Source organism: Streptomyces sp. CBMA156, from assembly GCF_014596515.1.
Classification (GTDB): Bacteria; Actinomycetota; Actinomycetes; order Streptomycetales; family Streptomycetaceae; genus Kitasatospora.
Genome location: NZ_MSJQ01000330.1, coordinates 1 through 22814 on the forward strand (window position 1 = coordinate 1; position 22814 = coordinate 22814).

Here is a 22814-nt window from a genome sequence, read left to right on the forward strand (position 1 = left end):
GCCCTGACCGACGGCGTTCCGGCCGGCGGGGCCCTGCCGGCCGGCGCCCCCACCGACGGCGCGCCGCAGACCGCCGGGGTGCGCTCCGGCTCGGCCCCCTCGCCCGGCACCGCCGTACCACCGCTGCCCGCCCTCGGCCGGGCGCAGCCCAGGGCCGCCGCCGCGCCCGAGCCCAGGGCCGGCGGCAACGAACGGGAGCTGGACGCGGCCCTGGCCGAACTCTCCCTGATGGTCGGCATGGAGCCGGTCAAGCGCCAGGTCCGGGCGCTCTCCGCCCAGTTGCGCATGTCGCGGCTGCGGGCCGAGCAGGGCCTGCCGGTCCAGCCGCCGAAACGCCACTTCGTCTTCTCCGGCCCCTCCGGCACCGGCAAGACCACCGTGGCCCGCATCCTCGGCCGGGTCTTCCACGCCCTCGGCCTGCTCTCAGGCGACCACCTGGTGGAGGCCCAACGCGCCGACCTGGTAGGCGAGTTCCTCGGCCAGACCGCCGTGAAGGCGAACGAGCTGATCGACTCCGCGCTGGACGGCGTGCTGTTCATCGACGAGGCCTACAGCCTCTCCAACTCCGGCTACACCAAGGGCGACGCGTACGGCGACGAGGCGCTCCAGGTGCTGCTCAAGCGCGCCGAGGACAACCGCGACCGGCTGGTGGTGATCCTGGCCGGCTATCCCGAAGGCATGAACCGGCTGCTCGCCACCAACCCCGGCCTCAACTCCCGCTTCACCACCAGGGTCGACTTCCCCAGCTACCGCCCCGGCGAGCTGACCGCGATCGGCGCCGCGCTGGCCGGCCGGGACGGCGACGGCTGGGATGAGGACGCCGCCGAGGAGCTGGCCAGCATCTGCGTCCACGTGGTCCGCGAGGGCTGGATCGACGAGCTGGGCAACGGCCGGTTCATCCGCACCCTGTACGAGAAGTCCTGCGCCTACCGGGACCTGCGGCTGTCGCTGCTGCGCGAGCCGCCCGGCCGGGAGGACCTGGCCACGCTGCGCCTGCCGGACCTGGTCCAGGCGTACGGGGAGCTGATCGACGGGCGGGGCTGAGGCCCGCCCCGCGGATCAGCCCCCAGGTCGGACCCCCGCCGGATCCCCGCCGGTCGGTCCGGCCCCGGCTCAGCTGTTGAGCAGCGCGGCCTCCCGCTCGCGGTCGAGCCCGACCGTGGCCCGGTCGGCCCGTCGCGGCGCGCTGCCGCCGACCGACCGCAGCCAGGCCCAGGTGTCCTCGACGGTCTCGGCGACCGGTCGGCAGCGCAGCCCGGCGCCGAGCGCGCGGTCGACCAGGCCGGCGTGCAGGAAGTCGTACAGTTCGCCGGGCGCCAGCCAGATCGGCAGCTCGGTCCACGGCTCGATGCCCGCCGCGAGGATCCGCTCCGGGTCCGTCCAGCGCAGTTCGGCGTCCGAGCCGGTGACCCGTACGCAGGCCTCCAGCAGCTCGCCCATGGTGGCGTGGCCGGACGGGCCGACCAGGTTGTACGGGCCGCCGAGGCGGGCCACCACGGCGTCCAGGGTCCAGGCCGCGAGGTCGCGCGCGTCGATGTACTGGAGGGCCAGCTCGCGCGGCCCCGGGGCGAGCACCGGGCCGCCCTCCGCGATCCGGTTGAGCCACCAGGGCAGCCGGCCGATGTTCTCGTGCGGGCCGAGGATCAGCCCGGCGCGGACGAGCAGCGCCTGCCCGCCGTACTCCGCCTCCAGCGCCAGTTCCGCGCCGCGCTTGGCCTCGGCGTAGGGCACCTCGCCGGTGAGGTCCGCGGAGGAGGCGACCACCGGGGCGCCTTCGCCGGCCCCGGCGGGCAGCGGGTGGTCGTAGACCGACCGGCTGGAGACGTACGCGTAGTGGCCGACCCGGCCGTTCAGGAAGCGGGCGCTGTCGCGCACCGCCGCGGGGGCCCAGGACCAGGTGTCCACCACCGCGTCCCACTCCCCCGCGCCGAGCGCCGCGAGGCCCTTCTCGGCGGTGCGGTCGCCCTTCAGCACCCGGACGCCCTCCGGCGCGGGCCGCGTGCCGCGGTTGAGGGCCGTCACCTCCCAGCCCCTGGCCAGCGCCTCCTCGGCGACGACCCGTCCGACGAACTCGGTTCCACCCAGCAGGAGAAGTCTCATGCCGACCACCCTGCTCCCAGGGTGGCCGGCATGGAAGGGCTGACTGCTCTGGGCAGAATCGCCGGGAGCGGACACGCCGTCAGCGGAATCCGGAACTTCCGGACGGGCGTCAGGCCGTGGCGCGGTGGTCCGGGTCGTGCATCTCCCCGACCAGCTCCTCCAGCACGTCCTCCAGCATCACCACGCCGAGCGTGCGCCCGTCCTGGTCCAGCACGGCGGCCAGGTGGCAGGTGGCCCGGCGCATCGCGCCGAGGGCGTCGTCCAGCGGGAGGCTGCCGCGCAGCACCGTGATCGGCCGCCAGAGGCGGGCCGGGACCGGCGCCGAGATGTCCTCCACGTCGAGGATGTCCTTGAGGTGGAGGTAGCCGAGGTAGCCGTGGCCGGCCGGGTCGCCGTCGGTGACCGGGAAGCGCGAGAAGCCGGTGCGCAGCGCCAGCTCCTCGACCTCGGCGGCGGTCGCCTTGGAGTCCACGGTGACCAGCTGCTCGGGCTTGAGCAGCACCTCGGTGATCGGGCGGCGGCCCAGCTCCAGGGCGTCCTCCAGACGCTCCTGGCGGCCCTCGTCGAGCAGGCCGGCGTCCCGGGAGTCCGCCAGCAGGTACATCAGCTGCTCGGTGGTGAAGACCGACTCGACCTCGTCCTTGGCCTCCACCCGGAACAGCCTCAGGATGCCGTTGGCGAAGGCGTTCAGCACCCGGATCACCGGGGCGAGCCAGCGGGCCAGCCGGTCCAGCGGCGGGCCGAGCCAGAGCGCGGCCTTCTCCGGGCCGGCCATGGCCATGTTCTTCGGCACCATCTCGCCCATCACCATGTGCAGGAAGACCACGACGGCGAGCGAGATCCCGTACGAGAGCGGGTGCATCAGGCCGGACGGGACGCCGATCGCGTGGAACGGGCCCTCCAGCAGGGAGGCGATGGTCGGCTCGGCGAGGGCGCCGAGGCCCAGCGAGCAGACGGTGATGCCGAGCTGGGCGGCGGCCAGCATCGCGGAGACGTTGGACAGCGCGTGCAGCACGGTGCGGGCACGCTTGTGCCCGGCCTCGGCGAGCGGCTCGATCTGGCTGCGGCGCACCGACACCACGGCGAACTCGGCGCCGACGAAGAAGGCGTTGCCGAGCAGGAGCAGCAGCGCGACGGCCAGTTGCAGGGCGGTCATCGGCCCTCCTCCCCGTCCTCGTCGAACTGCGCGGGCGCGGTGGTGCGCTCCACCCGGACCTCGGTGGTGCGGTGGCGGTCGACACCGGTCACGGTGAACCGCCAGCCGGGCAGCTCGGTCTGCTCGCCCACCTCGGGGAGCTTGCCGAGCAGGTCGGTGACCAGACCGGCCAGGGTCTCGTACGGGCCGTCCGGGGCGTTCAGGCCGATCCGCTCCAGCTGGTCGATCCGGGCGCGGCCGTCGGCCTCCCAGACCGGCAGGCCGTTGACCGACGGCAGCGGGAACAGCTCGGGGTGGTCGTCGGGGTCGTGCTCGTCCTGCACCTCGCCGACGATCTCCTCGACGATGTCCTCGACGGTGACGACGCCGGCGGTGCCGCCGTACTCGTCGACCACGATGGCCATCGGCTGGAGGCGGCGCAGCTGGTCGAGCAACCGCTCGGCGGGCAGCGTCTCGGGCACCAGCAGCGGCGCCGAGGACAGCGCGCCGACCCGCACCAGGCCGCGGCGGGCGGCCGGGACGGCCAGGGCGTCCTTGAGCGTGACGATGCCGGTGACCTCGTCCAGGCTGTCGGTGTAGACCGGGAAGCGGGACAGGCCGGTGGCCCTGGTCAGGTTGATCACGTCGGAGGCGGTGGCGTCGCCCTGGAGCGCGGCCACGTCCACCCGCGGGGTCATCACGGACTCGGCGGTCAGCTCGCGCAGGCCGAGGGTGCGGACGAACAGCGTCGCCGACTCCTCGTCTATCGCGCCGGCCTTGGCCGAGTGACGGGCCAGCGAGACCAGCTCGTCCGGGGTGCGGGCGTGCCCCAGCTCCTCCTGCGGCTCGACGCCGAAGGCCCGGACGGTCCGGTCGGCGGTGCCGTTCAGGAAGCTGATCAGCGGGCGGCAGACGAAGGAGAAGGCCATGTGCGGGGCGGCGACCGCGCGGGCCACCTGGAGCGGGTGGGAGATCGCCCAGTTCTTCGGCACCAGCTCGCCGATCACCATCTGGACGACGGTGGCCAGCACCATGCCGACGACCACGGAGACGCCGCGGGCGGCCGAGTCGGGCACGCCGATGCCGGACATGACGGGTGCGAGCAGGGTGGACAGGGCCGGCTCGGCGAGCATGCCGACCACCAGCGAGGTGACCGTGATGCCGAGCTGGGCGCCGGAGAGTTCGAAGGAGAGGTGCCGCAGGGCCCTGGCGACCCGCTGGGACTTGGCGTCGCCCGCCTCCGCGGAGCGTTGCACCGCCCCGCGCTCGACGGTCACGAAGGCGAACTCGGCGGCCACGAACAGGCCGTTGGCGAGGATCAGGAGAACGGCTGCGAGCAACAGCAGCCAGGCGGTGATCACAGTGCCGCCTGCCTTCCGGGGATCGGAAGCGAGGCGGCGCAGGTACTACCGGACGGATCGTCCATCGAGGGGGAGTGTCACTCCTCTGGTCGGATATCGGGCACTCGATCGGGAGCAGGGCGCACTTTGCCCTGCTTTTACCAGCGTAGACCATACCCGGACAGAGGTAAGGGCACCCTTCGGCCCACCGGGGGCGGGGTGCCGGGAGCGGGCTGCCGGGGTCGAGTGGAGGGGGTGGACGGGCGGGTGGCGGCTCAGCCCCGGGCGTGCCGCTCGACCAGGTCGCGCAGCGCGCGGGCGTCCGCGATGGCCTGGGCCCTGCCGACCCCGGGCTGGATGCCGACCGCGGCGAGGGAGGTGCCGTCGGCCAGGTCGAGGGTCGCCCACGGGTCGCCCTGGCGGAGGTTGACCCGGACGATCTCGGCCCAGGCGAGCCGGCGGCGGCGGACGAAGTTGACCACCGTCACGCCGTCCGCGTCGGCGCTCACCCGGGGGCGGGCCAGCATCAGGCCGACGGCGGCGAACAGGACGCCGCTGGCCGTCATCATGATCCGGTCGTTGAGCTGCCAGTTCTCCGGGAGCATCACGGCCATCGCGGAGAACAGCGCCACCAGCAGCACGCAGACCGGCAGCAGCACGGCGCGGGTGCGGCGCGGCGCCCAGGTGACGGGGAACTGGACGGACGGCGTGGACACGTGGGGACTCCGGGGGTGGTTCTGGTGGCGGCAGCGCGAGGGGCGGGGACGCGGTCGGCGTCCCCGCCCCATTGAACCGTTCTTTACTCGCGGACGGGCGGCCAGGTCACCCGGGCGGCGCGGTCACGCGGGTCGCTCGGGTGCGCGGGCCGGGCGTTCCGCTCGGGTCAGAGGCGGCAGGCGTGGATGTTGGTGACCAGGATGGCCCGGGCGCCGATGCTCCACAGGTCGTCCATGATCTGCTGGGCCTCCTTGCGGAGCACCATCGAACGCACCGCGACCCAGCCCTCGGTGTGCAGCGGCGAGACGGTCGGCGACTCCAGGCCCGGGGTGAGCGCGACGGCGGCGCCGACCTTCTCGGCGCGGATGTCGTAGTCCATCAGCACGTAGCGGCGGGCCACCAGCACGCCCTGGAGGCGGCGCAGGAACTGATCGACCCGGGCGTCCTCGCCGGCGCCCTTGGGCCGGATCACCACCGAGTCGGAGACCAGGATCGGCTCGCCGAACACCTCGAGACCGGCGTTGCGCAGGCTCGTTCCGGTCTCCACCACGTCGGCGATCACGTCGGCGACGCCCAGCTGCACCGCGGTCTCGACCGCGCCGTCCAGCTTGGTGACCGTCGCCTTCACTCCGTGGTCGGCCAGGTGCTGCTCGACCAGGCCGGTGTACGAGGTGGCGATCCGCAGGCCCTCCAGGCCCTTGACGTCATCGACGTCCACGCCCTCGGGGCGGGCGAAGCGGAAGGTCGACCCGGCGAAGCCGAGCGCGAGCACCTCCTCGGCGTTGGAGTGCGAGTCCAGCAGCAGGTCACGGCCGGTGATGCCGACGTCGAGACGGCCGGAGCCGACGTAGACGGCGATGTCCCGCGGGCGGAGGAAGAAGAACTCCACCTCGTTGGCCGGGTCGACGAGGACGAGCTCCTTGGGGTCCTTCCGCTGGCGGTAGCCGGCCTCATGGAGCATCTCCGCCGCGGGACCCGAGAGCGAACCCTTGTTGGGGACGGCGATGCGCAGCATGGGAGGTTGCTTCCTTACCTGTTGGGAGGATGGGTGTGCTCGGGAGAGCGGGGTCTCTAGAGGTACTTGTAGACGTCGTCGAGGGTCAGGCCGCGGGCGATCATCATCACCTGAAGGTGATAGAGGAGCTGCGAGACCTCCTCCGCGGTCTGCTCGTCCGACTGGAACTCGGCGGCCATCCAGACCTCGGCGGCCTCCTCGACGACCTTCTTGCCGATCGCATGGACGCCCTGCTGGACGAGCTGCGCGGTACGGGAGGACGAGGGGTCGCCGGTGGCGGCCTTCTGCTGGAGCTCGGCGAAGAGCTCCTCGAATGTCTTCGAAGCCATGATGGGCCCACCTTACGGCGTACGGGCGGACGGACGGTAAACGGTCCCGGACCGTGGACAGTCGAGTGGACGTCCGCGCTCCGGGACCGTCCCGGCCGTCGTCAGAGCGCGGCGCGCAGCACCACGGCGGTGGCGACGGCGGCCGTGGCGGCCTCGTGGCCCTTGTCCTCGGCGGAGCCAGGCAGGCCCGCGCGGTCGATCGCCTGCTCCTCGTTGTCGCAGGTCAGCACGCCGAAGCCGACCGGGACACCGGTGTCCACACTGACCTGGGCGAGGCCGGCGGTGGCCGCCTGGCAGACGTAGTCGAAGTGCGGGGTGCCGCCGCGGATGACCACGCCGAGGGCCACCACGGCGTCGTAGCCGCGCTCGGCGAGGCGCTTGGCGGCGACCGGCAGCTCGAAGGTGCCGGGCACCCGCAGCACGGTCGGCCCGGTGACGCCCAGCTCCTCGAACGCGCGGTGGGCGCCGTCCAGCAGGCCGTTCATCACCGTGTCGTGCCACTGGGCGGCGACGACGGCGACCTTGAGGCCGGCGGCGCCGTCGATGGTCAGTTCGGGGGCTCCGTGGCCGCTCATGGTTCCTACTTCCTGTGGTGTCTCTGCTGGTGTCTCTGCCGGGAGGGGTGGTTCAGGAGTCCAGGCCGGGCAGGTCGTGGCCCATCCGGTCGCGCTTGGTGCGCAGGTAGCGCAGGTTGTGCTCGCCGGGCGCGATCTCGACCGCTTCGCGCCCCTTGACCTTGAGCCCGTGCTCGGTCAGCGCGGTCAGCTTCTGCGGGTTGTTGGTGAGCAGGGCGAGCGAGCGGACGCCGAGGTCCACCAGCATCTGGGCCGCGATGCTGTAGTCGCGGGCGTCCGCGGGCAGGCCGAGGTCCAGGTTGGCGTCGACGGTGTCCCGCCCCTGCTCCTGGAGCTGGTAGGCGCGCAGCTTGTGGGCCAGGCCGATCCCCCGCCCCTCGTGGCCGCGCAGGTACAGCACCACGCCGCGCCCGGCCTCGGTGACCCGCCGCAGCGAGGCCTCCAGCTGGGGGCCGCAGTCACAGCGCAGCGAGCCGAAGACGTCACCGGTCAGGCACTCGGAGTGGACCCGCACCAGAACGTCCTCGCCCGCCGGCAGCCGCCCCTGCTCGTCCAGTCCGCCGGCCACCAGCGCGAGGTGCTCGACCCCGTCGAGGGTGCCCTTGTAGCCGACCGCGGTGAACTCGCCGTACGCGGTGGGCAGGGCGGTGGTGGCCGCCCGGTCGACGTGCAGCTCGGTCCGGCGGCGGTAGGCGATCAGGTCCTCGATCGAGATGATCGCGAGGCCGTGCGCCCGGGCGAAGGCGACCAGCTCGGGCAGCCGGGCCATGGTGCCGTCGTCGTTGACCACCTCGGCGATCGCGCCGGCCGGCGCGAGTCCGGCCAGCCTGGCCAGGTCGACCGCCGCCTCGGTGTGGCCGGGGCGGACCAGCACGCCGCCCTCGACGGCGCGCAGCGGGAAGACGTGCCCGGGGCGGGTGAGGTCGCCGGGCTCGGTGCCGGACGAGGAGAGCAGCCGTACGGTGCGGGCACGGTCGGCGGCGGAGATGCCGGTGTCCACCCCCTCCCTGGCGTCCACCGAGACGGTGTACGCGGTGCCCTTGCGGTCCTCGTTGACCTGGGTCATCGGCGGGAGCCTGAGGCGGTCCAGCTCCTCGCCGGTCATCGGCGCGCAGATCACGCCGGAGCTGTAGCGGATGGTGAAGGCCATCAGCTCGGGGGTGGCGGCGGAGGCGGCGAAGACGATGTCGCCCTCGTTCTCTCGGTCCTCGTCGTCGACCACGATCACGGCGCGGCCGAGGGCGATGTCGGCGATGGCCCGCTCCACCGGGTCGAGGACGAACTCGGGCTCGGTGGCGCCGTTGCCGGACTGGTTCTCGGTCTGCTCGGTCATACCGTGGCTCCCTGCGGGCGGGTGGCGGACTTGGCGCGCGGCTCACGGGTGCTCAGCCACCAGGAACGCAGGCCGAGCAGCACCAGGACGAAGTAGACGGAGTAGGTGAGGCCGGAGAAGGTGTAGCCGCTGTTGAAGGCGAACGGCACGCCGACCGCGTCGACCGCGATCCAGGCGAACCAGAACTCCACCCAGCCGCGGGCCTGGGCGACCATCGCGGCCAGCGTGCCGACGAAGATGTAGGCGTCCGACCAGGGGCTCCAGGACAGGCTGGGGTAGGACGTGAAGAGCAGGGCGAGGGCGACCGTGCCGGCCGCGGTGCCCGCCGCGAGGGCGATCCGCTCGGGCCAGCGCGCGAACCGTACGGCGATCCCGCCGCCGTTGCGACGGCCCCGCTGCCACTGCGCCCAGCCCCACGAGGCGGTGGCGATCACGATCAGCTGCTTGCCGATCAGGCCGGGAACGTGGCCGCCCAGGTAGGCGGTGATCAGCACCGCGCCGGACAGCAGCTGGACCGGCCAGCTCCAGACCGAACGGCGCCAGCCGAGCGCGAGCCCGCCGAGGCCGAGGATGTTGCCGATCATGTCGGCCCACTTGACGTGTTCGCCGAGGACGGTGAACGCCTCGCCGCTGAGCCAGCTCACTGGGACTCCCCCGGGGCTGCGTCGACCGGCAGGCCGGTCGGGTCGGTCGGGTTGGTCGGGTCGGAAAGGCCCGGCAGGGCGGGCAGGGTGCGGGACTCCAGGAGGCGCTCGACGTACTTCGCGAGCACGTCCACCTCCAGGTTGACGCTCTCCCCCACGGCCCTGGCGCCGAGCGTGGTCAGCGCGAGGGTGGCCGGGATGAGGCTGACGGTGAAGCTGTCCCGGGCGGCCTCCACCACGGTGAGGCTGACGCCGTCGACCGTGATCGAGCCCTTCTCCACCAGGTAGCGGGAGACGGTGTCCGGCAGCGAGAAGCGCAGCACCTCCCAGCGCAGCGTGCCGTCCGCGCCGCGCTCGCCGGGCTCGCGGCTCAACAGCCGCCCGGTGGCGTCGACATGGCCCTGGACGAGGTGGCCGCCCAGCCGGGCGCCGAGCGCCATGGCGCGCTCCAGATTGACCCGGGAGCCGGGCGCCAGCTCGCCGAGGCTGGACCGGTGCAGCGTCTCGGCCATCACGTCGGCGCTGAACTCGCCGGTGCCGGCGGCCAGTTCCGCCGGGCTGTCGACGACGGTCAGGCACACGCCGTTGACCGCGATGGAGTCTCCGTGCCGGGCACCCGTACAGACCACCGGGCCACGCAGGCGGATCCGCGAGGAGTCGCCGATCTCCTCGATCGACACGACCTCGCCGAGCTCTTCGATGATGCCGGTGAACACCCGGGTTCTCCTCGCGCTTGGGGCGCGGACTCCGGGGCGGCAGGGGAGATAACGCGGACGGGCAGCGGCGCACGGACCCCGGGCACGACCCGTCGCCGGGATGCCGAAGCCGCCGGGAGATCGCTCGCCCGGCCCGGGAGACACCGCTCCCGTCGTCGCACCTCACCGAGGCCCGGAAGGCCGGCTGTCGCCTGCCGATGGACCACGGGTACTGCTCTTCGTCCGCCCGCGCACGCCTCCCATCCGGACTTTAACCGTCGGTCCAGGAATTTCACCTGGTCAACCGGCCGCTGGCTGCGGACGGGTCGCGGACTGTAACCGCCGGTTCGGATTTTCACCGACCCCGGAGTGCGCTGAACGTCACTGCTTGATGCCGTCATTCTGCCACGGTCGACGCAAGGGCAGGGAGAGTCTCCGACTGTGGCCTGTTTCACGGGCTTGCGGGGAATGCGCGGCAGCCTGCTACCCGCCCCGCGAAACGGCGGGCCGCGGCCTCAGGGCGCGGCCGGGGCGGCGATCGAGGTGAAGTGGGTGACCTCCGGGGGGTGGGCGAGGTAGCGCAGCTCGCCCTCCGACCAGACCGGCCGGATCCGCCACATCGGCCCGGCGTACCCGCGCAGCGCCTCCTCGTCGCGCCAGCGGCTCACCACCAGGACGCGGTGCCCGTCCTCGGAGACCGAGCGCAGCAGCTCACCGCCCAGGCAGCCGTCCGTCCGGCCCAGCTGCGGGATCACCTGAGCGGCCAGGTGCGCGCAGAACTCCTCGATGCGACCGGCCAGCACCTGCCCGGCCCAGATTCTGACGATCACGACCACCACCTCCGGCTGCGGCTGGTCCCCTGGCCCCATTATCAGCGGAAATCCGCTGGTGAACAGGGGTCCGGGCGGTCCTTCGCCGAGGGGTCCCGCCAGTCCTCCGCGAGGGGTCCGGGGCTGCCGGCCGGTCCTTCACCGAGGGGCCTCGGTTAGATTTCCGGCATGACCATCACACCGGAAGCCGCCGTTCCGTCAAGTACCGGTCAGGACCGCCCGAGCGGCCTGTTCGGGGCTCTCAGCGCGGGTGCGCTCAGCGATCCCGCCCAGTTGCGCGAGATCTACGAGCAGCCCAGTGCCCAGGCCCGCGGCAAGCAGGTCGACCGGCTGCACGAGGTCGCCCAGCGCCTGATCGCCTGCTCCCCGCTGGTGTTCGTGGCCAGCTCGGACGCCGCCGGGCGCTGCGACGTCTCCCCGCGGGGCGGGCCGGCCGGGCTGGTCTCGGTGCTCGCCGAGTACACCCTGGCCATCCCGGACGCCACCGGCAACAAGCGGCTGGACACCCTGCACAACGTCCTGGAGACCGGCCGGGTCGGGCTGCTCTTCGTCGTCCCCGGCCGGGACGCCACGCTGCGGGTCAACGGGCGGGCCTGCGTCTCGACCGACCCGGAGCTGCTGCGGCAGCTGACCGCCGTCGGCAAGCCGCCGCGCAGCGCGATCGTGGTCGCCGTCGAGGAGGTGTACGGGCACTGCCCGAAGGCCTTCCTGCGCTCCTCGGCGTGGAAGCCGGAGAACTGGCTCGCCCAGGACGCCCAGCCGAGTTCGGCGGAGGTCACGCTCTCCCACCTGCGGGACGAGTCGCTGACCGTGGAGATGGTCGAGCAGCACGAGCGGGAGGCGCTGCTGTACCGGTACGAGTGAGCTGCCGGGGCACCCCGTGCCGTTCGCGGGGGTCCCTGCCGTTCACGCCCCGCCCGGCGGCCGGCCCCGGCGGGCCGGGCGCCGGGCGGGGCGTGCTCAGGCGGCCTTGGGCACGTCCACCACGGGCGCGCCGTCGGCGGCCCGCTGGACCGCTTCGACGCCCTTGTGCGCGGCGTCCTTGCTGACGTAGCCCTGGCCGGTGGCGACGATCTCGCCGTTGCCCGCCTTGAGCCGGAACCGGTACTTGCCGCCGGCGTCCTGATAGACCTCGAACTTGCCCGACATCCGGGCCACCTCCTCGTGGGGCGCTCGACGCGCCCGCTCTCCGGCCCCCGGCAGCACCGTGCGCCCGGCGGCGGGGCGGCCGCACCCGGTCGGCGGCCGGTCGGGTGAAGCCGGGTCCGTGACGGTTTGCGGGGGTGCCGGGACGGCCGCCACTGGTTTGAATGGACGGATGGACTGCGTCTTCTGTGCGGTGGTGGCGGGCGAGGAACCGGCGCACCTGGTGCTGGACGACGAGGTGGCGGTGGCCTTCCTGGACCGCCGGCCGCTGTTCCCCGGGCACGTCCTGGTCGTGCCGCGCGCCCACCACCCGACGCTCGCCGACCTGCCGCCGGCCGAGGTGGGACCGTTCTTCCTGCGGGTGCAGCGGGTGGCCGCGGCCGTCGAGCGGGGGCTGGGCGCGGCGGGCAGCTTCGTGGCGGCGAACAACCGGATCAGCCAGTCGGTGCCGCACCTGTTCTTGGGGCAGTTCAGATCTGTCTCATGAGGTGTCGCTCGGGCTGGTGAACGGGGTCCGGAGGGCCCCTCACCGGCTGCTATCTCTCGTCTCCTGGATGCCTCACGGGGAGTTGGAGATGCTGTTGTTCGCGGTGAGCTCGAAGGAGGCGGTGCGCTCCCTCAACAGCCCCGCGCTGTCTGGGCAGGAGGTGGCCCGGTTGCTGGAGCACCGGGCGATCTCTGATGGGACGCCGGTGTACCTCGATGAGGAGACGATGATGCCGGTCGAGCCGCTCTGCACCTGGGGCCGTGGCCTGTCGTACGCCGATCTGGCCGAGTCCACGTTGAAGGACTACGGCCGGATCATGGCGCGGTTCGCCGGGCACCAGGAGAGCCGCGGCCATGACGTGCTGATCGTGACGGAGTCGGACCAGGTGACCTACAAACGGGCCCGGACCCAACTGCAGGAGCGGCCGATCGGCTCGTCGGCCTGGGGCAAGGAGTCCGGTGTCCTCGACCGGTTCTTCAAATTCGCCGTCAAGGAGGGATACCTCCAGAACGCGCCGGCCCGGGTCGCGGCGAGGGGCCGCAACGCCTCCGCGCCGCGGGTGCGGAGCGGGATGGACATCCGGCACCTGACGCTGGAGCAGTACCGGTACTTCCGCGACGTCGGCCTGGGCGGTCAGCATCCGGATTCCCGGGTTGACCGGACCTTCCGGGGCTGGGCGCCGTTGCGCAATCGCGCGGGCTCGGACCTGGCACTGGGGACGGGGATGCGCCCGCGCGAGTGGGCCACTGTCCTGCTGCCCGAGCTCGGGATCGGGGTCAACCGGCCGGGCCAGGCAGCCGAGTTCACCGTCCAGGCATGCGCGAAGTACGGCAAGGCCCGCACCGTCTACGCTCCGGAGGAAGCCGTCGGGGCGGTGGAGACCTACGTCCTGCTGGAGCGGCCGGAGCTGACTGCGGGCGCGGCCCGGACTCTGGAGCGCCGGCACCGCGACCTGTTCGTCGTCTCGCGCGTCGATCCGGACAGCGGCCTGATCAGCGGGGTCCTGGACGGGGTGCGCCGGGTGTTCGACATGAAGGCGATGCCCCCGGCGCTGCGGCGGATCGCGGTGCGCGAGGGCGACTTCGGCCTGGAGGCGCTGGCGGTGTTCGTCTGCCGCAGCGGCCTGGTGCCCGGCGCGGACTCCTGGAAGCGCTACCGGCACACGGCCTGGCGCCGGATGCAGGACCGGGTGGACGCCACCACGCCGCTCCTGCCCGCCCGGCGCTGGCGCTGGCACGACCTGCGCCACATTGCCTCTGCTTAGTTCCCGTGTGGCGATTGACTCCAAGTAGGCGTGTGGCCTTGGGGTTTGTGAGTTGCCTCGGGTCGTGTGGTGTTTCTACTGTCAGCGCTCGTGATCCTGACTTTCTTCTCGTCCCACGGCTGGCAGTCCTGGGACATCGAGCACCGGCCGTTGATCCCCGAGGGGATGCCCGTGCTCGTCGACGACGACCTGCGCTTCGAGGACGGCCCGGCCGCACCGCGCCCCGCAGCGGTGGTGAACCGCTGGTTACGCGAGCTACCGGCGAGCGGGGCCCCGGCGCCGAGCTCGTGGGAGAACTACGCGAGGGCCCTCAAGGCATGGACGGAGTTCCTGGCCGATCACGGGGTGGATCTGTTCGACTCGCGTGAGCGCCTGAAGGCGGGCTTGAGCCGGTACGCCGAGCACCGGGCTGCCGGACCGGCCAAGGCGCGGTTCGCTGCGACGACGTGGGGCCAGCACATGAGCATCCTGTCGTTGTTCTACCGGTGGGCGATGGCCGAGGGCTACGCGGCAGCGGAGCCGTTCACCTACCGGTCCGCGCGGGCACTGTTCGCCGGGACCGGCCGGGAGGTGCGGGTGAACCTGGCGGTCCGCCGCACGCCGAAGCCGCATGTGACGATCAAGTACCTGGAGCCGGACTTCACCGAGCTGTTCCGAAACGGACTGCGGGGGCTGGCGCCGGACGGCTCGCAGGACACCGGCTTCCACGGCCGGGAGCTGACCCGCAACGCCGCGATCGGCGACCTCGCGCTGGCCACCGGCCTGCGGCTGCAGGAGTTCACCCACCTGCTGCCCTGGGAGATCCCCGCCCTGCCGCCGGAGCCGACCGCAGTGCCGATCCCGTTCCCGGTTCCGGCCGGGATCACCAAGGGAAAGAAGTTCCGCACCACCTGGACCTCCTACGAGGCCCTCGCCGGGCTGCACGACTACCTGGCGCTGGACCGCGCGGCCACCACCGAGGGCTCCGGGTGGAAGCCGCCGCGCCGGTGGGGCGAGCCGCTCATGGTCACCGAGCCCGGTCCCCGCGGCGGGCGGGTCAACGGGGTGCGCCGCTCGTGGGACTCACTCACCCCGGCCGAACGCCGACGCCTGGTCGCCCCCGAGGGCGGCTCGTGCCTGCTGGCGGTGAAGAACGGCGGCGGCCCGTTCACCGTCTGGGCCAGCGTCTTCGAACGGACCTCGGACCGGATCCGGGCCCGCTTCGAGCCCCGCTTCCCGCACGTTCACGCCCACCGACTCCGCCACTCGTTCTCGATCAGGACGCTCGAATACCTGGTTACCGGCCACTACCGGCAGGCAGCAAAGCTCGTGAGAGACACCGAAGCGGATGCCGCGCTGGTCTTCTACCTCTCCAAGGCCGACCCGCTGCTGATCCTGCGAGACCTTCTGGGGCATAGCACCGTCCTCGTCACGGAAAAGTACCTCCGCCGCCTGGACACCACCCGCATCTACCGGGAGGCATACGAGGGCGCCGGGGCAGCAGCCGGACTGACCAACGATGCGGCGACCGAGCAGGAAGCCGCCGCCGAGTTCAATGATGATCTCGGGGGGCGGGACAGCTGATGCCGACGCAGCTCATCGAGGAACCACTCGGCATCACCTGCGTGTTCAGCGACGGCCGGCGGGCCGACTACCGTCTGGACGGACTCCCCAACCCGCTCCTGGCCCGCGACTTGGCGACCGGTCTCGTGGATCTGATCCACCCACACGGCACCGCCGACTCGGACGGCACGGTCAACTTCTACGTCCAGGCCCTGCGGAACATGGTCCGCACCCTCGCCGCGAAAGGCTTCGCAGGTGGTGCCGCACAGCTGCGGCGGGGCCAGCTGGCGGAGTTCTGGATGGCCAGCCCGACGAGGTTGGAAGCGCTGACCCGCAGCATGCTGGAGGGTTTCGCCCAGACCGGCGGCACCCTCGGCGAGGGAGTACTGGACCTCGCATCCGGCCGGCACTTCAACATCCAGCCCTACCGTCATGCCCTGCCGCCCTATCCGGAGGAGGAATGGCAGCGGCTGACCGAGGTCTGCCGCACACTGGTCGACGAGTCGTACGCCGCCCACCGGCAGGCCCTTGCAGCGGCCGCTCGCGGCAAACACCCGGGCTCGGGAGGCTGGTCGGCCGAGAATGTGCGGTGGCTGCTGGCCCGACTCGGTCCGGTGACCACCGCGAGGTTCGGCGAGGAACTCGGCTGCACCGAGGGAGCGATCTGGCAGCGGGGCGGGTTCCTGGAGGCCAACACCGATCTCTTCCCCACGCACAACGCTCTGATCGCCTACCGGCTGCTGTTCGGCATCTACTCCGGCATCGTCCCCGACGGCATTGACGACCTGGTCACCGACGACATCGACTGGGCGGGAGACTCGACAGTCCTTCTCTCTTATGTCAAGCGCCGCACGGCGGCGGAGAGCCTGACCCTGCCCCGCCGGGCCGTTCGGCTGCTGGAGCAGTGGCTGGCGCACTCGGCTCTGCTGCGGAGCTTCACCGGGCCCGAGGACCGACGGCGTCTGTGGTTGGCTCTCAGCCGCCCGGGACAGTTCACCGTCGTCACGGGCTCCGGTGCACGGGCGGCCATCCAGCGATGGGTGATGCGCCACCAGGTGCTCACGCAGGACGGCCGTCCGTTGAAGGTCCACCGCTCCCGGATCCGCACCACTCACCATGCGATGCGCGACAAGAGCACCTGGACGGGCAGCGGACGGGCCACCATCGACCCAAACCACACCCCGGCGGTCGAGGGCGACCACTACCTGACTGCCGTGACACCGGCCCAGCAGCATGCTGTCGAGGCGGTCATTGAGGACACCCAGCACGACATGCTGCGGCGCTCTCACCCGCCAGCAGTGATCACGCAGGAGGACGCAGCCGCGTTGGCCTCGGGCTATCCGCAACTGCTGGCGGCCATGGACCTGGACGATGCGGCGATCGCCGAACTCGTCGGCGGACAGCGGGATGTGTTCACGGCCGCCTGCGGGGACCAGCTTTCCGGGCTGCACGGACCGAAGGGCAAGCCGTGTCCGGCCCGGCCCTGGGTCTGCCTGCTCTGCCCGCTCGCGGTGTTCGCCCCGCGGCACGCGGCGAATCTCCTGCGACTCAAGGCGTTCTTCTCCCGGCAGTGGCAGCAGATGCCCGCTGCCCAGTTCATGGCCGTCTTCGGCCCCTATGCGGCCCAGATCCAGCAGATCCTGGACCGCTTCGATCCTGCCGTCCTGGCGAAGGCAACCACTCAGATCGCCGACCGCGATGACGAACTGCCCCTGCGTCCCGAGGAGATGACCGCGTGAACACTGCCGTTTCCTATGCGTTCGACGGACGGTCCGCCGTCTTCGCCGGCGCCGACGTCTGCCGGGAGGCTGCTCTCGGCCTGCCCGATACCGTTCGCCGCCCGCTCTTCGAGGACGATGTGTGGGACTTCACCGAGGTCGTAGGCCTGCCGGTCCACATGGCCCGCAAGACCGAACGCTCCCGCCTGCAGAACGACTACGACCGGGCCCTTCGAGTCGTCGCCGAGATCGACGCGGCCACCCTCGACCAAGCCGATGAGGACTCCGCGTGAGGATCACCACAGTCCAGCGCACCGAGAACGAGAACCGCATCCGGGCCGCCATGGACCGGCTCCTGCGCGGAGAGATCCCGCCCGGCGGCACCTGCGACATCAAGACCCTCGCCCGCGACGCCGATGTCGACCGCACCGCGTTCTACGGCACCCGCCCCTACACTCACCTCCGCGTCGAGTTCGAGCGACGCCTGCAGGCCCTGCAGCAGGCCGGGGAGATCCCTGATCCCCGCGAAGCCCAGATCAACAGGCTCAAGGCGGCGAACGCGAAGCTCAAGGAACGGCTTCATCAGTCGGAGCAGACGGTCGACGAGCTCACGGACTTCCGCACCCAGGCTCTGGCCCGGCTCGCCGCCCAACACGAGGAGATCGTCCACCTCCGCGGGGGCGCTGACACCTCGAACCGTGTCACCCGCCTTCCTTCTCCGCGGACGACCGTCATCGGGTCGTGCAGCTGAGATCCACCGGCACCCCCTTCAAGGCCCGAAGCAAGGGAACCGAGGTCGCGATGACGAACAGGCCGAAGAGCGTGATGGGCAGCAGTCCGACAGGTCGCAGCAGCCACGCCGGATTCTCCTGCAGCTGCGGCCAGTTGACGATCCAGTTCGCGATGACGTCCAGCATCATCACGCCGCTGGCCAGCCGGACACCCGCCGACCGAAGGCGTCCCACCAGCACTACGACCGTCGGGTCGAGGACCGCCAGGCTGACGAAGAACACCTGCAGAGGCACCGGCGCGAAGGACGCATAGACGTGGATCCCACCGCCGATCAGATCCAGGAAGTGGGCACCAGCCCCTTCAAGGAAGCCGATCAAGTACACCGCGAGCGTCCATCTCACCCATCGCGGCTGTCCCGTCCATCGCTCCCGCAATCCACCCCTCATCAGGTCAACCTATGCGGGGTGTCGGGCATCGATCAAAGAAACGACGACCCCACGCGGCAGTGTGATCCGCCTCACGAAGGCGTCGTCGAAATGCAACACGACCGATGGCCGACGTTGCGAACGTGGCCAACACGGACGGCCTGCTCAATCGCAACACACACCCCACCGCACACGGCCTCTGCGGACACAAGCCACACCTTCTCGATGAGAACCCTCGAATACCTGGTCACAGGGCACTACCGGCAGGCCGCGAAACTCGTGCGGGACACCGATGCCGACGCCGCTCTTGTCTTCTACTTGAGCAAGGCGGACCCACTACTGGTCCTTCGTGATCTTCTAGGCCATTCCACCGTCCTGACCACGGAAAAGTACCTCCGCCATCTGGACACGACGCGCATCTACCGGGAGGCATACGAGGGGGCCGGAGCCGCGGCCGGACTGACCGATGACACGGCGGCCGAGCGGGAAGCCGCAGCCGAGTTCGCCGACGAGATCGAGGGCGGTGATCTCTGATGCCAACCATGCTGATCAACGAACCCCTCGGCCTCACCTGCGTGTTCAGTGACGGCCGCAGGAGAGCGGGGTCGAGCGCGCGGGCGTGGGCGACCCCGGCATCGGGGGTACCCAGGGCGGTGGCGATTCCGATGCGGTACAGCAGTACCTGCTCGGCACTCGCCTCCACCGTGAACAGGCCGCCGGCCATCCCCACCGGGACCAGCGCAGCCGTGCGCTGCGCCTCGTTCACCAGGCGCGGGGGCAGGGTCGGTCGGGTCGCGATGAGCCTGGCCGGCCCGTCGGTGGTGGCCTCGGCCTCGATCGGCCCGCCGTCCGGACCGGTGGTCTCCACCTGCGGCGGCGGACTGAAGGAACATGCCGATGGCCGCCGACGAGGTCGTCCGGCCACGCCACGGGCACCGCAGCCGGACGCACCCGTCAGGACACGAACGCGTCCTACGGCACCGGCTGCGGGGGGTAGGTGGAGGGCAGGGGGATGGGTGGGCCGACGACCCAGGTGATCTCCTCCTGCCAGTTGGTCTTGGTGTCCCAGGCGTTCTTCCCGTTCTTGTCGGCCACGTAGACCTGCCCGCCCCAGAGCCGCAGGTAGTTGTGCTTCTTCGGCATCCAGATCCTATTGCTGCCGTTCTGGAGCAGGTCGACGCAGAAGGTCGCGTTGTCCTTGAATTGCTGGTCCTGCGACAAACCCGCCTTTTCGAACTTTTGGCCGTCGCCGAGATGGAGGTACTCGCCGTCGAAGTGCGACGCCTCGAAGGAGTAGCAAGTGTGACCGAGGACGTTGGCCAGGCCGGTGCGGACGGTCCAGGTGGCGTCCTTGATGGCCTGTACATCGTCATCGTCGATCTGGGAGAGGACGACGCGGCCCCTGAAGTGCCGCAGATGGGTCTTCGTACTGTCGGTCTTGAAGGAGACCTGACTGCCCACCGTCAGCTCGGCGTCGACGGAGACGTCGGTTGCCCCGGTGGTGGGGGTGGTCCCGTCCGAGTCGGACGGGAGGGCCAGTACCGCGGTCAGGGCGATGGCGGCTGCCGCGGCCGTCGCCGCGAGGCCGAGTTCCAGCGGCTTGCGGCGCCAGAGCGGGGGTCGGACGAGTGGCGGCGGTGTCGCGGGGTGGGCTGCCGGGTGGATTGCGGGGTGGGTTCCCAGGTGGGTCTCGGATGCCCCGGCGGTGTGCAGCAGTCGGGCGAGTCGGGCCCGGTCGTCCGAGATCAGGCTCTGGACGGCGGGCGGCCACGGCCACGGGCTGGGCGCGATCCCGCCCAGCGCGTCCAGTAGTTGGGCTGGGGTGGGCCGGGCTTCGGGGGCCTTGTACAGGCATGCCTCGACGATTGGGCGCAGCCGGGGTGGGACGGCGCTCAGGTCGGGTTCGGTGTGCACGATCCGGTAGAGGAGGAGCGGTACGGAGTCGGCGGTGAACGGTCCGGTCCCGGTGCAGGCCAGCACCAGTGCCGCGCCGAGTGAGAACACGTCGCTGGCCTGTCCGGTGTGCTGCCCCTGGGCCTGTTCGGGGGACATGAACGCGGGTGAGCCGACCAGGGTGCCGGGCTGGGTGAGTCCGGTACTGTCCGTCTCGGCCACGACCGGCCGGGCGATGCCGAAGTCGATCAGCCGGGGGCCGTCGTCGGTGAGCAGGACGTTGGACGGTTTGACGTCCCGGTGCACCAGGCCGACTCGCTGGACCTCGATCAGGGCGGCGGCCAGTCCGGCCGCCAGTCGTAGCACCGCCGCCTCGGGCAGTGGCCCGGCGGTTGCCACTGCCCGGTCGAGGGTGGGCCCGGGTACGTGGACGGAGGCCAGCCAGGGGACCGTGGCCTGCGTGTCCGCGTCCACGACGGCCGCGGTGTACGCCCCGGAGACCCGGCGGGAGGCGTCGACCTCCCTGCGGAAGCGCACCCGGAACCCGTCGTCCTCGGCGAACCGCTGGTGGATCAGTTTGAGTGCCACCAGCCGCCCGTCCGGTCCGCTGGCCAGCAGCACCCGCCCCATCGCGCCCCGGCCGAGCCCGGCGATCACCTGGTACCGCCCGACCATGCGCGGGTCGGAGGATTCCAACGGCTCCACAGTGTCCCTTTCGACTTTCGGTGACAACCGTCCGTATGTCGTCCCCCGAGACCGAAGTGTGCGCGGAGCGCGTGGCGGAGGGCAAGGCCGAATCGACCAGACTGTACATCAGTTACCGTTTGGAGAAGGTGAGTTAATATGTTGTTCAGTGATCGCGGCGGCTGGAGGCCGGGAACAATCCGACGTGGGTGTTCCTCGTCGGCGGCCATCGGCAGGTTGTGGTGGGCCGTCCCGGGGCGTCGAGAGGCCACAGGCAGGCGCATTCTCCACGGCCATGGCGAAGCCCAGTTCGGCGGCGCCTGTTTCAACCGCGCCTCCTGCCCGGGCCCTCACCCGGCAACGGCCTCGTCGGCGCCCAGTTGGGCGGCGCCGGCGGCAGCGGAGGGAGTATCGGCGCCTTCGGCCCAGGTCGTGAGGGCGGCGCCGCCACCGTCTTCGGTGGCTTCGCGTTCGGCGCGGGTGGCATGGGCGGTACGGGCGGGACCGGCCGCAGTGGTGGTGCACCGCGGCGGACTCCTCGTCCGTGCTGCCCTGGACCCCGCCCCTGCACCGCCTCCAGGTCGTCGCCCTGGTCGGCATCGTCCCCACTGCCGCGATGATCGTGCTGGCCACCGCCTCGGGAATGCGGGCGAGCCAGCTGATGGAACTGCGGATCGGTTGCCGCCTTCCACTCGAAGAGCCCGTCCCCGGGTTCACCCGCTATCGAATCGCCAGCAAGATCGTCAAAGGCCAGCCCCTCGGCGGGACCGACGACGAATGGGTCGTCATCGAGCCGGTCCACCGCTCCATCGAACTCGCCGAACAGCTCCACGAGGCACCCGAGAACGGAGCCCTGCTCTTCGGCCGGTTCTCCTTCACCGTCCGCTACCGCTGGTTCCGCAACTGGGTCAACTCGCAGGCCGGACAACGACTCGGACTCGCACCGATCCGCGAAGGGCCCGTGAACCTGAGGATGCTGAGGCGGTCTCTGGCCTTGGATATGGCCTACCGGCCTGGTGGTGTCCTCGCGACCAAGATCCACCTCAAGCACATCGCGGTCGCCACGACCGAGGGCTACAGCTCGCGCCCCGGCGGAGCCCAGGCCGAACTCCTTGCCGAGGTCAACAAGCACGAGAGCGAGCGCAATCTCCGGCTGGTGCTGGAGGAGTTCCGAAACTACCAGGAGGGCATCCTGCCCGCCGGTCCCGGCGCCCGAAGCCTCACCGAGTTCTTCGCCGGCATCGACGCCCAACTCGATGTGGCCTCGGCGGCGGCCCCGAAGACCCAGCGCAACGACCGAGACGTCCTGAACCTCCTGACCAAACGCGCCCAGGTCCTGCACCTCGGACCGGCGAACTACTGCTGGTTCTCCGACCCCTCCCGGGCACTTTGCCTCAAACTCGCCGGCACACTTGCCGCGGACCGTCCGCTGATCGGGATGTGTGACTCCGCCCGCTGCCCGCAGGCCACCCACCACCCCGGGCACCGGCCCCTCTGGGCCGAGCACGCAGACAGAACAAAGGTCTTCATCGGCCAGCTCGGCACCACCCGCAAGACCGAACGCATCCGGCTCCAGGCCGACCTCGACCGGGCCCTGCGGGTCGTCACCGAGATCGACGCCGCCAGCGACACCACGAACGAGGAGTCCTCTTGAGAATCACCACAGCCCAGCGCACCGAGAACGAGAACCGCATCCGATCCGCAATGGACCGCCTCCTGCGCGGTGAGATCCCGCCCGGCGGCACCTGCGACATCAAGACCCTCGCCCGAGAGGCCGCCGTCGACCGCACCGCGTTCTACGGCACCCGCCCATACGCGCGCCTCCGCGTCGAGTTCGAACGACGCCTCCAGACGCTTCAAGACGCCGGCGAGATCCTCGACCCACGCGAGGCCCAGATCGCCCGTCTCAAGGCAGAGATCACCAAGCTCAAGGAACGGCTGGCCCAGTCGGACCAGACGGTCGAAGAGCTCACCGACTTCCGCGGTCAGGCCCTTGCCCGGCTCGCCGCCCAGCACGAGGAGATCGTCCGGCTCCGCGAATCCGCTGCCGGGACAGGCCGAGTGAGCCGCCTGCCCGCGCCGCGAACCACGGTGATCGGCAGCTGCAGTTGAAGGGGAGAGCGTGGAAGAAGTACGCGTTCCAAGAACGTACGCGCTGAAGCAGCCACCTCTTGAACTACGCGTCCGGCGAACTGCCCCGCCTCCGAGCA

General features: G+C 71.3%; 24 protein-coding genes, 1 pseudogene and 1 riboswitch. Of the genes and pseudogenes, 11 read left to right on the plus strand and 14 right to left on the minus strand.

Annotated elements, in window-relative coordinates; translation table 11 throughout:
• Positions 1-1044 (plus strand): AAA family ATPase (locus tag BU198_RS28625; RefSeq protein ID WP_188299754.1); only part of this gene is annotated, 1044 nt, incomplete at its 5' end.
• 69 nt (positions 1045-1113) lie between these two features.
• Here BU198_RS28625 and BU198_RS28630 read toward each other — a convergent pair.
• The 11 genes from BU198_RS28630 to BU198_RS28680 form a co-directional block, all read right to left on the minus strand.
• The gene (locus BU198_RS28630; protein ID WP_188299755.1) at positions 1114-2100 is read right to left on the minus strand and encodes an NAD-dependent epimerase/dehydratase family protein; all 987 of its coding nucleotides are present in this window, start codon (positions 2098-2100) and stop codon (positions 1114-1116) included.
• Positions 2101-2209: 109 nt separating this feature from the next.
• The gene (locus BU198_RS28635; RefSeq protein ID WP_188299756.1) at positions 2210-3256 is read right to left on the minus strand and encodes a hemolysin family protein; all 1047 of its coding nucleotides are present in this window, start codon (positions 3254-3256) and stop codon (positions 2210-2212) included.
• Positions 3253-4596 (minus strand): hemolysin family protein, encoded by a 1344-nt coding sequence (locus BU198_RS28640; protein WP_188299757.1) that lies wholly within the window; start codon positions 4594-4596, stop codon positions 3253-3255. The genes BU198_RS28635 and BU198_RS28640 overlap by 4 nt, the downstream gene beginning before the upstream one ends.
• Before the next feature lie 254 nt (positions 4597-4850).
• Positions 4851-5291 (minus strand): PH domain-containing protein, encoded by a 441-nt coding sequence (locus BU198_RS28645; protein ID WP_317620354.1) that lies wholly within the window; start codon positions 5289-5291, stop codon positions 4851-4853.
• A gap of 167 nt (positions 5292-5458) precedes the next feature.
• Positions 5459-6307, minus strand: a complete 849-nt coding sequence (gene hisG, locus BU198_RS28650) for an ATP phosphoribosyltransferase (RefSeq protein WP_188299759.1) — start codon at positions 6305-6307, stop codon at positions 5459-5461.
• 56 nt (positions 6308-6363) lie between these two features.
• Positions 6364-6636, minus strand: a complete 273-nt coding sequence (locus BU198_RS28655; protein WP_030242547.1) for a phosphoribosyl-ATP diphosphatase — start codon at positions 6634-6636, stop codon at positions 6364-6366.
• 101 nt (positions 6637-6737) lie between these two features.
• Positions 6738-7211 carry a 6,7-dimethyl-8-ribityllumazine synthase gene (ribH, locus tag BU198_RS28660; protein ID WP_188299760.1) on the minus strand — a complete coding sequence of 158 codons (474 nt, stop codon included), beginning with the start codon at positions 7209-7211 and terminating at the stop codon, positions 6738-6740.
• Between the two features lie 52 nt (positions 7212-7263).
• Positions 7264-8544, minus strand: coding sequence for a bifunctional 3,4-dihydroxy-2-butanone-4-phosphate synthase/GTP cyclohydrolase II (locus BU198_RS28665; protein ID WP_188299761.1), 1281 nt, complete (start codon positions 8542-8544; stop codon positions 7264-7266).
• Positions 8541-9128 carry a nicotinamide riboside transporter PnuC gene (locus tag BU198_RS28670; protein ID WP_188299782.1) on the minus strand — a complete coding sequence of 196 codons (588 nt, stop codon included), beginning with the start codon at positions 9126-9128 and terminating at the stop codon, positions 8541-8543. Before BU198_RS28670 ends, BU198_RS28665 begins: the two co-directional genes overlap by 4 nt.
• A 56-nt stretch (positions 9129-9184) precedes the next feature.
• Positions 9185-9904 carry a riboflavin synthase gene (locus BU198_RS28675; RefSeq protein WP_188299762.1) on the minus strand — a complete coding sequence of 240 codons (720 nt, stop codon included), beginning with the start codon at positions 9902-9904 and terminating at the stop codon, positions 9185-9187.
• Positions 9905-10131: 227 nt separating this feature from the next.
• A riboswitch (FMN riboswitch) is annotated at positions 10132-10259 on the minus strand.
• A gap of 139 nt (positions 10260-10398) precedes the next feature.
• Positions 10399-10713 (minus strand): antibiotic biosynthesis monooxygenase family protein, encoded by a 315-nt coding sequence (locus BU198_RS28680; RefSeq protein WP_188299763.1) that lies wholly within the window; start codon positions 10711-10713, stop codon positions 10399-10401.
• A 168-nt stretch (positions 10714-10881) separates the two neighbouring features.
• Between BU198_RS28680 and BU198_RS28685 the strand changes: the two genes are divergently transcribed.
• The gene (locus tag BU198_RS28685; protein WP_188299764.1) at positions 10882-11577 is read left to right on the plus strand and encodes an MSMEG_1061 family FMN-dependent PPOX-type flavoprotein; all 696 of its coding nucleotides are present in this window, start codon (positions 10882-10884) and stop codon (positions 11575-11577) included.
• A gap of 96 nt (positions 11578-11673) precedes the next feature.
• Here the strand turns inward: BU198_RS28685 and BU198_RS28690 are convergent, their stop codons facing one another.
• A complete protein-coding gene (locus tag BU198_RS28690; protein ID WP_188299765.1) occupies positions 11674-11862 on the minus strand; it encodes a YegP family protein in 189 nt (62 codons plus the stop codon).
• Between the two features lie 169 nt (positions 11863-12031).
• Here BU198_RS28690 and BU198_RS28695 point away from each other — a divergent pair.
• The 6 genes and pseudogenes from BU198_RS28695 to BU198_RS28720 form a co-directional block, all read left to right on the plus strand.
• Positions 12032-12316, plus strand: a pseudogene (locus tag BU198_RS28695) (HIT family protein); the annotation flags it as partial.
• Positions 12317-12434: 118 nt separating this feature from the next.
• Complete coding sequence (locus tag BU198_RS28700) at positions 12435-13610, plus strand: hypothetical protein (RefSeq protein WP_188299767.1); 1176 nt, start codon at positions 12435-12437, stop codon at positions 13608-13610.
• 90 nt (positions 13611-13700) lie between these two features.
• Positions 13701-15173: a site-specific integrase gene (locus BU198_RS28705; protein WP_317620355.1), complete on the plus strand. Its 1473-nt coding sequence runs from the start codon at positions 13701-13703 to the stop codon at positions 15171-15173.
• The gene (locus tag BU198_RS28710; protein ID WP_188299769.1) at positions 15173-16891 is read left to right on the plus strand and encodes a hypothetical protein; all 1719 of its coding nucleotides are present in this window, start codon (positions 15173-15175) and stop codon (positions 16889-16891) included. The genes BU198_RS28705 and BU198_RS28710 overlap by 1 nt, the downstream gene beginning before the upstream one ends.
• Positions 16888-17163, plus strand: a complete 276-nt coding sequence (locus BU198_RS28715) for a hypothetical protein (RefSeq protein WP_188299770.1) — start codon at positions 16888-16890, stop codon at positions 17161-17163. Before BU198_RS28710 ends, BU198_RS28715 begins: the two co-directional genes overlap by 4 nt.
• Positions 17160-17621 (plus strand): hypothetical protein, encoded by a 462-nt coding sequence (locus BU198_RS28720; RefSeq protein ID WP_188299771.1) that lies wholly within the window; start codon positions 17160-17162, stop codon positions 17619-17621. The genes BU198_RS28715 and BU198_RS28720 overlap by 4 nt, the downstream gene beginning before the upstream one ends.
• On the opposite strand, the gene BU198_RS28725 is transcribed toward BU198_RS28720, so the two are convergent.
• Positions 17602-17985 carry a hypothetical protein gene (locus BU198_RS28725; protein WP_317620356.1) on the minus strand — a complete coding sequence of 128 codons (384 nt, stop codon included), beginning with the start codon at positions 17983-17985 and terminating at the stop codon, positions 17602-17604. The genes BU198_RS28720 and BU198_RS28725 overlap by 20 nt on opposite strands.
• Positions 17986-18252: 267 nt before the next feature.
• On the opposite strand from BU198_RS28725, the gene BU198_RS28730 reads away from it, so the two are divergent.
• Positions 18253-18561: a hypothetical protein gene (locus BU198_RS28730; protein ID WP_317620357.1), complete on the plus strand. Its 309-nt coding sequence runs from the start codon at positions 18253-18255 to the stop codon at positions 18559-18561.
• Positions 18562-18999: 438 nt separating this feature from the next.
• On the opposite strand, the gene BU198_RS28735 is transcribed toward BU198_RS28730, so the two are convergent.
• Positions 19000-20616, minus strand: coding sequence for a protein kinase domain-containing protein (locus BU198_RS28735; protein ID WP_188299773.1), 1617 nt, complete (start codon positions 20614-20616; stop codon positions 19000-19002).
• 532 nt (positions 20617-21148) lie between these two features.
• Here BU198_RS28735 and BU198_RS28740 point away from each other — a divergent pair.
• Together BU198_RS28740 and BU198_RS28745 are read left to right on the plus strand one after the other, a co-directional pair.
• A complete protein-coding gene (locus BU198_RS28740) occupies positions 21149-22258 on the plus strand; it encodes a hypothetical protein (protein WP_223245066.1) in 1110 nt (369 codons plus the stop codon).
• Positions 22255-22716: a hypothetical protein gene (locus tag BU198_RS28745; protein WP_188299774.1), complete on the plus strand. Its 462-nt coding sequence runs from the start codon at positions 22255-22257 to the stop codon at positions 22714-22716. Before BU198_RS28740 ends, BU198_RS28745 begins: the two co-directional genes overlap by 4 nt.
• Positions 22717-22814 lie beyond the last annotated feature (98 nt).

Excerpts from the sequence above, each read along its gene's own strand:
- hisG (WP_188299759.1), bottom strand. The coding sequence starts at position 6,307 with ATGCTGCGCATCGCCGTCCCCAACAAGGGTTCGCTCTCGGGTCCCGCG.
- BU198_RS28665 (WP_188299761.1), bottom strand. The coding sequence starts at position 8,544 with ATGACCGAGCAGACCGAGAACCAGTCCGGCAACGGCGCCACCGAGCCC.
- BU198_RS28655 (WP_030242547.1), bottom strand. The coding sequence starts at position 6,636 with ATGGCTTCGAAGACATTCGAGGAGCTCTTCGCCGAGCTCCAGCAGAAG.
- BU198_RS28685 (WP_188299764.1), top strand. The coding sequence starts at position 10,882 with ATGACCATCACACCGGAAGCCGCCGTTCCGTCAAGTACCGGTCAGGAC.
- BU198_RS28630 (WP_188299755.1), bottom strand. The coding sequence starts at position 2,100 with ATGAGACTTCTCCTGCTGGGTGGAACCGAGTTCGTCGGACGGGTCGTC.
- BU198_RS28690 (WP_188299765.1), bottom strand. The coding sequence starts at position 11,862 with ATGTCGGGCAAGTTCGAGGTCTATCAGGACGCCGGCGGCAAGTACCGG.
- BU198_RS28710 (WP_188299769.1), top strand. The coding sequence starts at position 15,173 with ATGCCGACGCAGCTCATCGAGGAACCACTCGGCATCACCTGCGTGTTC.
- BU198_RS28700 (WP_188299767.1), top strand. The coding sequence starts at position 12,435 with ATGCTGTTGTTCGCGGTGAGCTCGAAGGAGGCGGTGCGCTCCCTCAAC.
- BU198_RS28635 (WP_188299756.1), bottom strand. The coding sequence starts at position 3,256 with ATGACCGCCCTGCAACTGGCCGTCGCGCTGCTGCTCCTGCTCGGCAAC.
- ribH (WP_188299760.1), bottom strand. The coding sequence starts at position 7,211 with ATGAGCGGCCACGGAGCCCCCGAACTGACCATCGACGGCGCCGCCGGC.
- BU198_RS28730 (WP_317620357.1), top strand. The coding sequence starts at position 18,253 with ATGAGAACCCTCGAATACCTGGTCACAGGGCACTACCGGCAGGCCGCG.
- BU198_RS28670 (WP_188299782.1), bottom strand. The coding sequence starts at position 9,128 with ATGATCGGCAACATCCTCGGCCTCGGCGGGCTCGCGCTCGGCTGGCGC.